This window comes from Halegenticoccus soli, assembly GCF_002844195.1.
Taxonomy (GTDB): Archaea; Halobacteriota; Halobacteria; order Halobacteriales; family Haloferacaceae; genus Halegenticoccus; species Halegenticoccus soli.
In genome coordinates, this window is record NZ_PEND01000001.1 from 206,133 (window position 1) to 220,264 (window position 14,132).

Sequence of the window (14,132 nt, forward strand, 5' to 3'; positions counted from 1 at the left end):
CGAGTTCGGTCCCGATCAGGCGAGGAACACGTGCCGCGGCCGGTCCGCGAGCACGTCCCGCCCCCACCGGACCGTGTCCCTGAACTCCTCGCTCCGGAAGAACGCCATCGCGTCCTCCTTCGAGCGCCACTGGCTGGAGATGAACATGTCGTTTTCGTCCTCGCGGTTCACCATGAGGTCAGTGCCGTGGTGACCCTCCATGTCGTCGAGCAGCCCGCCGACCGTCGCGAACTTCCCGACGAAGTCCTCGCGGTGCTCCGGCTCGACCGTGTAGAACATCCCCATCGTGCCGAACCCGGACTCCTCGCCCGCGCGGGAGACGATCCCGGGCAGTTCCGAGAGGAACCCCGCGGCGGTTTCGGCGGCGCTCGCCGTCTCCCAGACGCTCACGACCGCCGATCTCTCCCCGTCGCTGGCCTCGTACACGGCGGTCTTGACGTGCGTGCCGTAGTGGTCGAAGTTGCCCCGCAGCCCCTCGACTTCCTTGAACAGCTCGGCGGGGTCGGCTTCGGAGTACAGGACGGTGGCGTACACGTCCTCGCCGTGCGGCTTGCCGGCGTAGACGTTCAGCTCCTCCAGTTCGCCGCGGATCTCCTCCGAGGCGTCGGCGGACTCGTCGCGTCCGCGGCCGTGACCATCTCGGGCGTCCTCACCGCCACCGTGGGCGTGGTGGGCGCCGCCTCCGTGATGGTTGCCGGCTTCGGCGCGACCGCCCTCGCCGCGTCCGCCGTGGACGCCGTTGTCGACGCCGTGCTCGGACGTCGGGACGGGGTCGCCGGCGAGGAACGTGCCCAGATCCGACGGCGGGAATCGCCGACCGACGTAGAACCGCCCGAACTCGCCGTACTTCGAGGACGCCTCGTCGAACCGCATCTCGTAGACGATGTCCTTGATGTCGGTCGGATCCGCCGCGAAGAGCGTGACGCCCCACTCGTAGTCGTCGAAGCCGACGCTGGAGGCGATGACCTGTTTTATCCTCCCGGCGAACTTCCGCCCCACGTCGCCGTGGCCCGACATGAGCTCGGCGCGCTCGTCGAACGGCAGGTCGTACCAGTTGTACACCTCGCCCCGGCGCTTTTTCATCGGGTAGAAGCTCACGTACTCGTCGTCCGGGATGTCCGGTTTGAGCTTCCCCTCGATGTAGCGGCGGAGGCCCTCGTCGATGGATTCCGCCCCTCCTTGGCTTACCTCGCCGGTTTCGGCCTCGTCGTCGGACGGCTCCGACGCTTCGCTCTCGAAGTAGGCGTCGGAGACGTAGCCGGACACCTCGGTGACGGAGACGTACGACGTCGCCCTGTCGGTGAAGCCCGCGAGGGCCGTCCGCTCGAAGCGGCGCTCCGCCGTCGACAGGTCGTCGAGCGTCGGGCGGAAGTGCAGGAGCAGCAGGTCGGCCTTGTGGCCCAGAAGCCCGAACACGGCCGACGCGCCCTCCTCCGCGTCCTCGACCGCCTCGTGCGATTCGAGGTACCGAACGCCGGCTTCGATCGCCCGTTCGCGTTCCCGTTCGGGCGTGTCTCGCCACGCGTCCCAGTCGACCGTCCGGAAGTCGTGCAGCGCGTACCACCCTTCGTCGGTCTGCGGCGGCTCTGGCATACGCCCGGCTTGGCACGGTGCGAACAAGGACCTTTTGAGTCCGCGCCGGCGGAGCAGTCTGTTCGGCGCGGTCCGATTCGGTCGCGCAGTCGATCGCAGCCGTAGCCGTTTTGCGCCGTCCCCGCGTTTGACGCCCACGGCTCTCTCCGATGTCATCTGACGAACCAACGGGTGCGACGCTGTCGTACCGACGTATCCTCGAACAGGAGATGGAGAACGCGCTGAAGGAGATCAACCGCCCCGCGAAGGGCGTGTTCCTCTCGGGCATCTCCGCCGGGCTCAACGTGAGCTTCGGCGCGTTGTTTATGGGGATGGCGCTGACGTACGCCGGCGGGTTCTCCTCGTCGCTCGTCCAGCAGGCAGTCCTCGCGGCGGTGTCGTCCGTCGGCTTCGTCTTCGTCATCCTCGGCCAGACGGAACTCTTCACCGCCCACACGACGATGGCCGTCATTCCGGTGCTCGACGGCCGCGCGACGCTCCGCGAACTGCTCGGGCTCTGGGGCGTCGTCTACGTCTCGAACCTCGTCGGCTGCGCGCTGTTCGCCGGGCTCATCGCGGTTCTCGGTCCGGCGCTCGGCATCGTTCAGCCGTCCGCGTTCGCGACCATCGCGGAGGCGGTCGTTCCGTACCCCTGGTGGGTGATCCTCCTCAGCGCCGTCGTCGCCGGGTGGCTGATGGGCCTCGCGACGTGGCTCGTCGCGGCCAGTCTCGACGCCATCTCGCGGGTCGTCCTCGTGCTCCTCACCACCGCGGCGATCGGATTCGGACCGTTCCACCACGCCCTGCTGGGGTCGACCGAGATGCTCGCCGCCATGTTCCTCGGCCAGGGAGTGACGCTCGCAGAGTTCGCGACGGTCCTCGCGTGGACGACGATCGGCAACGCCGTCGGCGGCGGCGTCTTCGTCGCGCTGCTCAACTACGGACACGTCGCCCTCGCCGGCGAGCGGGTCGACGTCGACTTCGACGCCGAAACCGACGCGAGCGACTGAGGCCGCGCCGTCCGCGGGCGGCCGTCACCAAAACGCTTTCAACGCCGCTCCGCGGACTCGGACCTGATGCGGAAAAGCGGCCCACCGAAAGGCCTCATCTCCTATCTCGTTCTCGAACTGCTCGACGAGAAGCCGCGCTACGGCTACGAGATCCTGAAGGAGATCGCGGAGCTGAGCGGCGGCCACTGGGAGCCCTCCTACGGCTCCGTCTACCCCATTCTCTACAAGTTCGAGGAGAAGGGGTGGGCCGAGCGAGTCGAGCGCGCGGATGAACCGGACCGGAAGTACTTCGCGCTCACCGACGCCGGGCGGCGCGAACTCGACCGCAAGCGCGCGGAGTGCGGCGGCTGCGCGCGCGAGTTCGCCGACGTGATCCTCGGCTTCTACCACGTCTACGTGGCGTTCGCCACCGACGACCGCTTCGAGATCGCCCGCCCGGACGACGACTGGTGCTTCGACGAGACGTTCAGCTCCTGGATCGTCGAGCAGATGATCCGCCACCACGAGCGGGACTTCGGCCCGTTCGAGCGGATCGAGGCGTCGCCCGAGGAGTTCTACGCGCGGCACGCCGTCGAGGGGGAGTGACTCCGGCGGCTACGAGAGCAGCTGCGGCCCGAAGACGATCACGACGAGCGCGGCCAGCATCGTGAGACCGATGGACGTCGTGATGGTTCGGACCAGCGCGTAGGGCTGGCTGACGGGCAGCCGGGAGACGATCGCCTCGGTGCTCGTCCGGAGGATGCGGCCGCCGTCGAGCGGGTACCCCGGAATGCAGTTGAACAGCCCGAGCTGGAGGTTGATCCACGCGGTCCAGAACAGGACGTTCGCGAGGAGGAACACCCCGCCGCCCAGGAAGGACAGGGGTCCGCCCTGGGCGACGTAGAAGTTCGTCACCTCGCCGGTGAAGCCGGGGAAGTTGTACGGGAGGCCGAACACGCTCGCCAGCGGCAGGATGAGCGCGATGTACACCAGCCCGAGGAACGAGTCGACGATCCCGCTCAGGGGGAGCGCATCGGCCCCGGAGCCGCCCTCGCCGCCCAGCAGCGCGAGGTAGGTCCCCGCCGGGTACTCCTGGACGCCGAAGTCGGTGACGAGCAGGCCGCTCGTCCCCGGCAGGAGATTGACGCCCAGGAAGCCGGACCCGTCCTGCGGGTTCTCCCCGAGCGTCACGCGGTACGTCTGGATCGAGCCGTCGACGTGCGCCGTCACCTCGACGGTCTGTCCCGGCTCGGTCCCGTCGAGGACGCCCCCGAGTTCCTCCGCGGACGTCACCCGCTCGCCGGCGACGTGGGTGATGATGAGCGTCCCGTTCGTCGGCGCGCCGGCGCTCGCGAACGGCCCCTCCGGCTGGACGTTCGTCACGGCTGCGCCGACGGGGATGGTGCGCTCGCCCTGCGAGGTGGACAGCCGCGCGAACGTGTCGTTCCCCACCGCGGCCTCGAACTCGGCCATCGTGGTCACGCTCGTCCCGTTCACCGCCGTGATCCGGACGGGATCGTCGCCGGGCGAGACCGACAGCCCGGCGGGATTGCCCGGCACCGAGTCGACGATCACCACGGAGCGCCGAACGTCGACGGTCTCCCCGCCGGCGAGCGTCACCGACACGGTGCGGTCGGGCGCGTCCCGCAGCGCGGCGTCGAACGTCCGCTCGTCCGACACGGACTGCCCGTTCACGGCCACGATCCGCTCGCCGCTGTCGATGCCGGCCGCCGCCGCGGGTGCGCCGTCGTACGTCCCGCCGACCGCGACGCCCGGCGCGACCGCGATCGACCCCACGACCGGACCGAAAAGCAGCGCGAACGCGACGACCGTCACGGCGAAGTTGTTCGTCACGCCCGCCGCGAACATCCGCGTCCGCGCGCCGCGGTCGGCGTTCCGCTGGCTCTCCTCGTCGGGTTCGACGAACGCGCCGATCGGGAGAACAGCCAGGAACACGACGCCCATCGACTCGATGTCGATGTCCTCGACGCGGCAGAGGAGGCCGTGTCCCCCCTCGTGGACCACGAGACCGACCAGCAGGCCGAACACGATCTCCGGCGCGACCGACAGGGGGAGAAAGTCGTTGACGCCGGGGATCACGAGGAAGTTCTGCGGCTGGTTGACGGTCGAGGTCTGCGGGTTCCGCACCGTCGTGAGCGCCGCCTGCACCAGCAGGAAGAACGAGCCGATCATCACCACGAGCGCGATCCCGACGCCGACGTTGCTCCACGCCCGCCAGAACCGCTTCGGCCCGGCGAGCCAGTTGAGGAACGCCCGCCCCCGCTTCGTGTGGACGGTCATGAGCGGTCCCTGCAGCCGGACCGACGCGGGGAGGAGCCCGCGTGACTGCAACGAGAGCGCGATGACCGAGTACGCGAGGACGCCGGCGAGTACCCAGAACAGCGTGTTCATTGGGAGATCGAAAGGCAGGGAGCGGCAAATGCGTTCGGGTTGACCGCCTCACGGCGACGGGTCGGGGCTTCGGCGGTCGGCGGAAGCGGACGGTTCGGCGACTCCGTCGGCGTCCGGTGCGCCCCGGCGGCTCAGCTCAGCCCTCGCGGCGGAGGCGCGCGACGACGAACTCGGGGTCGAGTTCGCCGAGGAACTCCCCGAGTCGCGGGCCCTGCGTCGCGTCGAAGAACAGCCGGTAGCCCGCCTCGAAGAAGTCGCCGACGGGAACGTCGTGGCGGCGGGCGACCTCGTAGATCTCCCCCTGGATCTCCTCGCCGTCGCGGCCCTCCTCGACGAAGTCCGCGAGCTCGTCGAGCGCGGCTTCGGTCTCCGGGTCGAAGTCGACCTCGGGGAGCGCCGCCTGGAGCCGGTAGTTGTACTGGTTGTCCATCCGCTCGGCCCAGGTGCGAGCCTGCTTGACCCGCTCGAGCGCCTCTTCGATCGCCCACTCGGGCGTCTCGTCGGTGATGTGTCCCTGGTTCCGCGCCATCCGCTCGCGCAGGTCGCGGTCGTCCGTCATCCCGAGGACGGCCGCGAAGGTGTACGGCAGGCGGACGCGGTCCTCGCGGACCTCGTCGACGACCAGCGGGTAGGCGCGGTCCGCGAGGCGCTCGAGCTTCGGATCGACCTCCTCCTCGCCGAAGTAGATCCGCTCGAAGCGGTCGAACTCGTCGACGAGCAGGTCGAGCCGCGAGACGTCGAAGTCCTTCGCGCGCTTCGGGTTCCGGACGAAGAAGTACCGGAGCACCTCGGGTTCGAGCAGTTCCAGCACCTCGGCGACGGTGACGACGTTGCCCGCGGAGGACGACAGCGGCTCGCCGTTGAGCGTGAACCACTCGTACACCATCGGGACCGGCGGTTCGATCCCGAGGACGTTGCGGGCGATGTCCTCGCCGCTCGGCCACGATCCCTCGGCGTGATCCTTGCCGAACGGTTCGAAGTCGACCCCGAGCACCTGCCACTGGGCCGGCCACTCGAACCGCCACGGGAGCTTCCCCTGACGGAGCGTCGCCGTCCCCTCGTGGCCGCAGCCGTCGATGGTGCGCTCGCCCGCCTCCATGTCGGTGCAGACGTACGAGACGGTGCCGGAATCGAGGTCGACGTCGGTCACGGTCTCCGTGATCTTTCCGCAGTTCCCGCAGATCGGGTTGAACGGGACGTACCCCTCGTCGACCTTGTCCTGGTACTTCGCGAGGACCTCGCGGGCCGTCTCGACGCGTTCGAGGACGCGGCGGATCACCTCCTCGAACGCGCCCGACTCGTACAGCTCCGTGTTCGAGACCATTTCCACGGGGACGTTCAGGCGATCGGCGTCGGCCTTCAGGAGCGCGGCGAAGTGAGCGGCGTACGACTCGGCCTCGCCGAACGGGTCGGGGATGTCCGTGTACGGCTTGCCGAGGTTGCGGCCGAGCGCGCCCGCGTCGACGTCGCCGAGGCCGACGACGTTCCCGTCGGTGTCGGCGAGCTTCCGCGGGAGCTTCCGGAGGGGGTCCCTGTCGTCGCTCGTGAACACCTGTCTGACCTCGCGGCCGCGCTCCCGCAGCACCTCGGCGACGAAGTACCCGCGCATGATCTCGTTGAAGTTGCCGAGGTGGGCGACGCCCGAGGGCGAGACGCCGCCCTTTATCACGATCGGCTCGTCTGGGTCGCGAGCCTCGATCTCGTCTGCGACCTCGTCGGCCCAGAAGGCGCGGTACCGCGGTTCGCCGTCTCCCTCGACCCTCTCGACGCCGGCGCCGGAACTGGGCGCGTCTTCCGGATCCGCGCTCATCGCTGGGTCCAGTAGGTCGGCTCGCCCCCGCTCCCCGCGGGAACGATGTCCGTTCCGGCGTGATCCCCGCGGAGGACCGCCGCCTCCACGCGATCGGGGTCCTCCCCGTCGAGGACGATCGTCCGCATGCCGGCGCGTTCGATGAGCTTCGCCGCGAGCAGGTCGACCGGCGCGGAGGAGCCGGCGTCGCGGCTCATCGGCGCGATGATGTCGACGAGTTCGGTCGGCGTGAGCTCCGCGAACTTCTCGGCACCGTCGTTCGTCCGGGGGTCGGCGTCGTAGACGCCGTCGACGCTCGTCGCGTAGACCAGCAGGTCCGCGTTGACGTACTCCGCGAGCGCCGCCGCCACCGCGTCGGTGGTCTGGCCGGGCATCACCCCGCCCATGACGGTGATGTCGCCCCGGCGGATGGCGTCGCCGGCCTCGTCGTAATCGTGCGCCGGAGTCGGGTCGACCCGATCGCCCAGCGCGGCGATGAGCAGCCGCGCGTTGATCCGGGTCACGTCGATGCCGATCTGATCGAGCTGGACCTCGTTCGCCCCGAGGTCGCGAGCCGCCCCGATGTACTCGCGCGCGATGCCGCCCCCGCCGACGACGGCGCCCAGTTCGCACCCTTCCCGCGCCAGCGACTCGATGGCCCCGGCGTAGCCCTCGACGCGTCCGGGATCGAGCTTCGGCGCGAGAACGCTACCCCCGATAGAAACCACGACTCTCATTGCCCACGGGTTGCTGTGAGTCGGTCTTAAGGGTTGTCAACTCGAAGACCGTCGTTTCGCCGACGCTTTCGTCCGAACCGCCGCCCGGTAGCGCGGTGCGCCGCCGACCCGCCGCTCGCCTTCGCGGTCCCCTCGCGGGCGGCGGGTCGCCGATCGATCCTTCGCGCACGCGGGGCTTTGCACCCGCCGGGCGATGAACGAATTCATACGTCAAGGTGCATTTTTGTACTATTAGGACCAGTAGTGGGTATGGGTGACGACGGCCCCGCTGATGATCGGTATCGGATCGACGGTTTCGCCTTCCTCGGTCGGACGTTCGAGGAGTACCGTCGGATGTTCGACCTGGATCCGGACCGTCTCGCCGGCGAGCGGGTGCTCGACTGCCCCGGCGGCGCGTGCTCGTTCGCGGCCGAGGCGGCGGCTCGGGGTGCCGAAGCCGTCGCCGTCGACCCTCTGTACGGGCCGACCCCGGACGATCTCGCGGCGCGGTGCGCACGCGACGTCGAGCGGGCGGTGGCGGCGCTCGACGGGGTCGAGCACCTGTACGACTGGGAGTTCTACGGCGACGCGGGATCGCTCGAATCGTACCGACGGGCGGCCGCGAAGCGGTTTCTCGCCGACTACGAGTCGACCCCCGACCGGTACGTCCGCGCGGGGCTGCCGGACCTGCCGTTCGCCGACGGGAGCTTCGACCTCGTTCTGTCGGCGCACCTCCTCTTTCTGTACGACGATCGCCTGGATCACGAGTTCCACCGAGCCGCGCTGTGCGAACTCGCCCGGGTCGCCGCGGACGAGCTCCGGGTGTTCCCGCTCGTCGGGTTCGACGCGGAGCGGTACGGCCGGCTGGACGACCTCCGGCGGGCGCTGGGAGCCGCCGGCTACGCGTCGGCGGTACGCGAGGTGCCGTTCGAGGTCCAGCGCGGGGCGACCGAGATGCTGGTCGTCCGGAGGTGACGGTCCGGGGGTGGCGGTCGACGGGGGCTCCGCGAAGCAAAACTAAAGCCCGTCGCCCCCCGCCGTTCGGGTATGCAGGTACTCTCACTCGTCGGATCGGACGCGGCCGAGGTCGCCGCGCGCCTCGTCCCCCGACTCGACGGCCGCGTCGCGACGGTAGATCGGCTCCCCGAGACGGACTCCGGGGCGAAAATGCCCGGAACGGCTGCCTCGTTCGGCCTCGCGCCAAACGGGTCGTGGGTGGGCGCCGGGGCCGATCGGTCACTCTCTGACCTCCTCGACGCGCTCGCCGCCGAGTACGACTTCGCCCTTCTGACCGGGTTCTCGGGCGTCCGCCTCCCGACCGCCGTCGTCGGCGAGGTCGATGTCGACGGCGATTCGGCCGACAGCGCTTCGACCGGCGGCGTCCCGGAGGACGCGCTGCTCGTCGCCGAGAGCGCGGACGCGGTCGACCTCGACGACCTCGCGCGGCGACTCGACGACGCCGAACCGCACGTCACGCTCGACTCGCTCGTGCGCGCGATCAAAGGCTCCCCGCGGGCCGACCGCGCCGGAGCCATCGCGACGTTCACCGGCCGCGTGCGCGCGAAGGACGGCGACGACGATCCGCGGACTGTCCGGCTCGAATTCGAGAAGTACGAGGGCGTCGCCGAGGAACGCGCGGAGGCGATCCGCCGGGACCTCCGCGAGCGCGACGGCGTCGAGGAGGTCCTGCTGCACCACCGCACCGGCGTCGTCGAGGACGGTGAGGACATCGTGTTCGTCGTCGTGCTCGCCGGCCACCGGACGGAGGCGTTCCGCGCCGTCGAGGACGGCATCAACCGCCTCAAGGACGAGGTCCCCATCTTCAAGAAGGAAACGACCGTCGACGGGGAGTTCTGGGTCCACGACCGCCCGTAGCGCGCGCCGATGGGGCGTCAAGCGTCGGATGAACGCCTCTCGACGGATCAATTTAGTATCCGATACACGTATTAAAAACCCGCCGGAACGTCCACCGTACCATACACGAAGCTCAGAAAGAAAATCCGTGCGCGCTCGATAAAACGTCTAACCGGTTCATAAAAAGTCGCAAAACGAACAATTTCGCCCGTTTTAACCTGAACGTAACCGAAGGAGTCCGAAGGGGTCCTAACGTTCCTCCCTTTATAACTCCCCCACCGGGCATACGGAGAAGCGAGGTCACACGACATGAGCGCAACCGTACACGCCTCCGCCGACAGCCCCTCTAAGGAAGAACGCCTGAAGCAGTACCTGGCCGAGAAGGCACAGGACGGCGAGCTCTACTTCAAGAGCAAGTTCATCGCCGACGAAGTCGGGCTCTCGCCGAAGGAGATCGGCGCCCTCATGGTCAAACTCCGCGACTCCGCGACCGACCTCACCATCGAGAAGTGGTCGTACACGAGCGCGACCACCTGGCGCATCCAGCCGGCCGACACCGCCTGATCGCGCCTCCCGGGTCCCCGCACCCGTGACGCCGGTTCCGTCTCCGCCGCCGGTCAGTTCCGTCCCGGCGGCCGCAGCCTACACCCTTCACGCGCAGTCTGACACCCCTCGTGAACCGGCACGCCTCGCGGACCTCCGCTCGAACGGCGGACCCGCGACCGACGCGCTTTCGCCCGGAAGCCGTTCTTCGCCCGCTCAATCGTCGGCTGCCGCCGTCGGATCCGCGGCGCCGTCCCCGCCCCGGCGGGCGAAGTAGCTCGCCAGCGCGACCGCGAGGCCGCTGTTCCGGAGGCCGATTTCGAACGCGCACGTCCGCCGCCGATCCGCCGGCATCCGGCGAGGCGGCCGACGCCGTACCCCGCGCCGAGCCCGAGCGCGTTGTGCGCGACGACCGCGAAGGCGACGGTTCCGGCGGCGGCGAAGACGTTCTCGACGTTCAGCCCGACGACGGCGGCGACGATGGCGACGGTGGTGACGACGCTGACGGCGGGAAACACGTCGAGGCCGACCTCCGCGGCTTCCGGCGCGCGGCGATCGAGCGCGTAGCGGAGCGCGAAGCCGAAAAGGACCGGGCGAACACGATCTGGACGATGCTGGCGAAGAGATCGACGAACGTCACGTGCAGCCGCCTGAAGTCGTCGGGTCGGAGCGTCAGCCCCCTCCCCAGCATGATGACGCCGAGGAGCGGCGCGATGTAGGGGGCAATCCACGTGAACGCCCCGGGAACGACCAGCGCGACGCCGGAAAACAGCAGTACCCAGACGACGAAGTACTCGCTCGCGATTCGACTGCCGGCCCGGAGATACCGCCGGGCGCTCATCGAGCGTCGCCCTCGTGCCGGTGCGCCCGAGTCCCGCCTCTCATCCTTTCGTCTTCCGCCGCTCCGGCACATATCAGCGACGGTGAGAGCGACTCGGTCGCGCTCGCAGCCGGCGAGCGACGACACCGGATTTATACGGTTTCCGACCGTAAACCCGCTAAATGGATCGGGTAGATCAGTCGTCGGAGCCCCGCGCGATCGACGCGCTCCGATCGGTGTTTCACCTCCACGACGTCCAGCGCGACGGCGATCGCGTGTTCTACTACGGCGAATCTCTCGTCCCCGATCGGATGCTCCTCCGCGAGGTCTGGCCGGCCTTCCGAGAGGCCGGCTACGAGGTGCAGATCGCCCGAACCCGCGACTCGCGGGACGTGCTCGTCGCGACGCCGGCGACCACCGGCGTCGACGGGGTCCCCTGGAAGAACCTCCTGCTCTTCGTCGCGACGGTCTGCTCGACGCTCTTCGTCGGCGCGACCGCCTGGTACTACATTCCGATTTCGACGATCGCCGAGAACCCGCTTGTCGCGCTCAGGGCGTGGCCGTTCACGGCCGCCGTCCTCGGCGTCCTCCTGATCCACGAACTGGGCCACTACGCGATGGCTCGCTACCACGGCGTGGACGTCTCGCTGCCGTACGTCATCCCCTTCATCCTCCCGTTCGGGACGATGGGTGCGATCATCCGAATGCGCGGACAGATGCCCGACCGAAAGGCGCTCTTCGACATCGGCGTCGCCGGGCCCCTCGCGGGCCTCGCCGCGACGATAGTGGTGACGGTCGTCGGCCTGTCGCTCGGGCCGTTCACGATCCCGCAGTGGGCGTTCTCGACCGGCGGCGAGGTCATCTACTTCAACAACCCGCCGCTCCTCGAACTCATCGCCGCGGCCATCGGCCGACCGACGGACTATCCGCCGCCGAACACCGTCCACCCGGTTGTCATCGGCGGGTGGGTCGGGATGTTCTTCACCGTCCTCAACCTCCTGCCGGTCGGCCAGCTCGACGGCGGCCATATGCTGCGGGCGATGATCGGGGAGCGACAGGAGACGGTCGCCGCGCTCGTCCCGCTCGCGCTGTTCGGCCTCTCCGGGTACCTCTACTACGTCAGGGGGCTCAGCATCAACGAGTCCGTGGGCCTGTGGGCGTTCTGGGGGCTCTTCTCGACGTTCATCGCGTTCAACGGTCCGGCGAACCCCATCGACGAGACGGGTATCGGCCGGAAGCGACAGCTCGTCGGCCTCCTCACGTTCGGCCTCGGGCTGCTCTGCTTCATGCTCGTTCCGATTCAGATCGGGAGTGCGTAAACCCTCGATCGGGGAGCGGACCGCCGTCCATCGTCACGCCCCGGCTCTCGTCGGTCACGCGGCCGACGCGCGCGATCGACGTCGGCGACGCCTCCCGGGCGTCGTCGAGCGCGTCCTCCGGGAGCGAGAACACGAGCTCGAAGTCCTCGCCGAAGTGGACCGCGAGCTCGCGGCGGTCGCCGCCCCCGTCGGCCACCTCGTCGACGCTCCGATCGACGGGGACGCGGTCCCACTCGACCGCGAATCCGCAGCCGCTCGCCTCGGCCAGCTGGTGGAGCGACCGCGCGAGCCCGTCGCTGGAATCCATCATCGCGCTCGCGTGCCCGCGGAGCGCCAGCCCGGCGGCGACGCGCGGTTCGAAGCGGAAGAGGTCGTTCCCCCGTTCGGCGTCGCCGCGCTCGAAGAAGCGCAGCGCCGCGGCGGTTCGCCCGAACGTCCCGGTGACGCAGACGGCGTCGCCGGGCTCCGCCCCCGTGCGGAGGACGGGGTCGTCCGTCTCGCCGATCGCGGTCGTGGCGACGGTGAACTCGCCATGCGCGTCGAGGTCGCCGCCGACGTACGTCGCCCCAACCGCGTCGCAGACGCCCCGCGCGCCGCGCACGAACGCCCGGAGTTCGTCCCCGTCGAACGCGGGGGCCCCGTACGCGGCGACGGCCGCGGTCGCCTCGGCCCCCATCGCGGCCACGTCCGACAGCGACGCCCCGACCGACCGCCAGCCGGCGGTGTAGCGGGTCGTCCCCGGCGGGAAGTCCGTCGACTCGTGCAGCATGTCCGTCGTGATGACCGTCCCGCCGACGACCGCGGCGTCGTCGCCCGCCCCGGGGAGATCGCCCGCGAGCATGCGCAGGGCCGTGCGCTCGTCCATGCCTCGGTGGTTGCGACGGCGACGTGGTAAAGGCTCCGAGACCGAAACTCCGGCCCGGACGCCGCGGAGACGAACAGGGCGTCACCGAGACGAACCTGATCACAGCGGCGGAGGGCCGTCGAGGCGGCGGCTGCGCCCCGTCCGTCCCTTTCGGTGGCTTAATGCCGTCCGTGTCCGATTCGGCGGTATGGCCGGCGAGAGAATTCGAACGACGGTGCTGGGGTTCGCTGGCGCGCTCGCCGTTTTCGCGTTGTTGTTCTACTTCGTCGGCGTCGACCGCCTCGTCCAGCAGCTGTCGACGGCGGACCCGAGAACCGTGGCGCTCGTCCTGTTCGTGACGCTGGGGTGGCTCACGGCCTGGAGCCTGTCGCTCCGGACGGTCCTCGCGGTGCTCGGGCTCGACATCTCGACGGCGAAAGCCTTCTTCGTCTTCGCCGGCGCGACGTTCTCGAACAACATCACGCCGTTCGGGCAGGCCGGCGGCGAGCCCGTGACCGCGCTGCTCATCTCGCGGACGGCCGACGCGGAGTACGAGACCGGCCTCGCGGCCATCGCGAGCGTCGACACGCTCAACTTCGTCCCGTCGATCGCGCTCGCGCTCATCGGCGTCGGCTACTTCGCCACGGAGACGACCCTCGGTCGAAACCTGGAGATCGCGGTCGGCGCGGTTCTCGTCCTCGGGCTCGTCGTCCCCTCCCTCATCTACGTGGGCTGGCAGCGGCGCTACTCGCTCGAACGGCGGGCCGTCCGGGGCGTGACGCCGCTCATCCAGCGCATCGCCGGCGTCGTTCCGCGCGTTTCGGCCCCCAGCGCGGCGATCATCGAACGGCGCGTCGGGCGCTTCTTCCAGGCGATCGAGCGAGTCGCCACGAATCCGAAGGGGCTCGCGCTCGCCGTCATGCTGTCGGCGACCGGCTGGGCGTTCCAGATGGTGGGCCTCTGGCTGGCCTTCGAGGCGATCGGCGCGTCGATCCCGCTGTCGATCACGCTGTTCGTCGTCCCGATGGCCGCGATCGCGGGGGTGACACCGCTCCCCGGCGGCGCGGGCGGCATCGAGAGCATGCTCGTCGTGTTGCTGCTCGCGGCGACCGGCCCGATGATCACGGAGCCCATCGTGCTGGCGGCCGTCATCATCTACCGCGGCGCGGTGTACTGGGTTCCGATGGTCATCGGCGGGATCGTGATGGGCGTTGTCACCGTCCGCGAACGGGCCTAATACGATGGCTTTAAACAGCGCCCTCAAGAATTCGTAG

At 69.5% G+C, this 14,132-nt stretch carries 12 protein-coding genes and 1 pseudogene; 7 read left to right on the plus strand and 6 right to left on the minus strand.

What is annotated here, in order from left to right; all coding sequences use genetic code 11:
- Positions 1-15 precede the first annotated feature (15 nt).
- Positions 16-1,593, minus strand: coding sequence for a heme-binding protein (locus CNO20_RS01030; protein WP_101294181.1), 1,578 nt, complete (start codon positions 1,591-1,593; stop codon positions 16-18).
- Positions 1,594-1,742: 149 nt separating this feature from the next.
- Here CNO20_RS01030 and CNO20_RS01035 point away from each other — a divergent pair, with 149 nt between their 5' ends.
- Both CNO20_RS01035 and CNO20_RS01040 read left to right on the plus strand, forming a co-directional pair.
- Positions 1,743-2,582: a formate/nitrite transporter family protein gene (locus tag CNO20_RS01035; RefSeq protein WP_101294182.1), complete on the plus strand. Its 840-nt coding sequence runs from the start codon at positions 1,743-1,745 to the stop codon at positions 2,580-2,582.
- Positions 2,583-2,648: 66 nt separating this feature from the next.
- A complete protein-coding gene (locus CNO20_RS01040) occupies positions 2,649-3,167 on the plus strand; it encodes a PadR family transcriptional regulator (protein WP_101294183.1) in 519 nt (172 codons plus the stop codon).
- Positions 3,168-3,176: 9 nt separating this feature from the next.
- Here the strand turns inward: CNO20_RS01040 and CNO20_RS01045 are convergent, their stop codons facing one another.
- From CNO20_RS01045 to pyrH, 3 genes are all read right to left on the minus strand, one after another.
- On the minus strand, positions 3,177-4,973 hold the full coding sequence (locus CNO20_RS01045; RefSeq protein ID WP_101294184.1) for a site-2 protease family protein: 1,797 nt from the start codon (positions 4,971-4,973) through the stop codon (positions 3,177-3,179).
- A 136-nt stretch (positions 4,974-5,109) separates the two neighbouring features.
- Positions 5,110-6,783 carry a lysine--tRNA ligase gene (lysS, locus tag CNO20_RS01050; protein WP_101294185.1) on the minus strand — a complete coding sequence of 558 codons (1,674 nt, stop codon included), beginning with the start codon at positions 6,781-6,783 and terminating at the stop codon, positions 5,110-5,112.
- The gene (gene pyrH / locus CNO20_RS01055) at positions 6,780-7,499 is read right to left on the minus strand and encodes a UMP kinase (protein WP_101294186.1); all 720 of its coding nucleotides are present in this window, start codon (positions 7,497-7,499) and stop codon (positions 6,780-6,782) included. The genes lysS and pyrH overlap by 4 nt, the downstream gene beginning before the upstream one ends.
- A 249-nt stretch (positions 7,500-7,748) precedes the next feature.
- On the opposite strand from pyrH, the gene CNO20_RS01060 reads away from it, so the two are divergent.
- The 3 genes from CNO20_RS01060 to CNO20_RS01070 all read left to right on the plus strand — a co-directional run bounded on the left by CNO20_RS01060 (position 7,749) and on the right by CNO20_RS01070 (position 9,896).
- Positions 7,749-8,453 (plus strand): methyltransferase domain-containing protein, encoded by a 705-nt coding sequence (locus tag CNO20_RS01060; RefSeq protein ID WP_101294187.1) that lies wholly within the window; start codon positions 7,749-7,751, stop codon positions 8,451-8,453.
- A 72-nt stretch (positions 8,454-8,525) separates the two neighbouring features.
- Positions 8,526-9,353 carry a molybdopterin synthase gene (locus tag CNO20_RS01065; RefSeq protein WP_101294188.1) on the plus strand — a complete coding sequence of 276 codons (828 nt, stop codon included), beginning with the start codon at positions 8,526-8,528 and terminating at the stop codon, positions 9,351-9,353.
- A gap of 288 nt (positions 9,354-9,641) precedes the next feature.
- Positions 9,642-9,896, plus strand: a complete 255-nt coding sequence (locus CNO20_RS01070; protein ID WP_101294189.1) for a DUF7123 family protein — start codon at positions 9,642-9,644, stop codon at positions 9,894-9,896.
- 195 nt (positions 9,897-10,091) lie between these two features.
- Here CNO20_RS01070 and CNO20_RS01075 read toward each other — a convergent pair.
- Positions 10,092-10,716: pseudogene (locus tag CNO20_RS01075) on the minus strand (bile acid:sodium symporter family protein).
- A 161-nt stretch (positions 10,717-10,877) separates the two neighbouring features.
- On the opposite strand from CNO20_RS01075, the gene CNO20_RS01080 reads away from it, so the two are divergent.
- Positions 10,878-12,014 carry a site-2 protease family protein gene (locus tag CNO20_RS01080; protein WP_101294190.1) on the plus strand — a complete coding sequence of 379 codons (1,137 nt, stop codon included), beginning with the start codon at positions 10,878-10,880 and terminating at the stop codon, positions 12,012-12,014.
- On the opposite strand, the gene thiL is transcribed toward CNO20_RS01080, so the two are convergent.
- Positions 11,980-12,879, minus strand: a complete 900-nt coding sequence (gene thiL, locus CNO20_RS01085; protein ID WP_101294191.1) for a thiamine-phosphate kinase — start codon at positions 12,877-12,879, stop codon at positions 11,980-11,982. The genes CNO20_RS01080 and thiL overlap by 35 nt on opposite strands.
- Positions 12,880-13,066: 187 nt before the next feature.
- On the opposite strand from thiL, the gene CNO20_RS01090 reads away from it, so the two are divergent.
- The gene (locus CNO20_RS01090; RefSeq protein ID WP_101294192.1) at positions 13,067-14,095 is read left to right on the plus strand and encodes a lysylphosphatidylglycerol synthase transmembrane domain-containing protein; all 1,029 of its coding nucleotides are present in this window, start codon (positions 13,067-13,069) and stop codon (positions 14,093-14,095) included.
- Positions 14,096-14,132 lie beyond the last annotated feature (37 nt).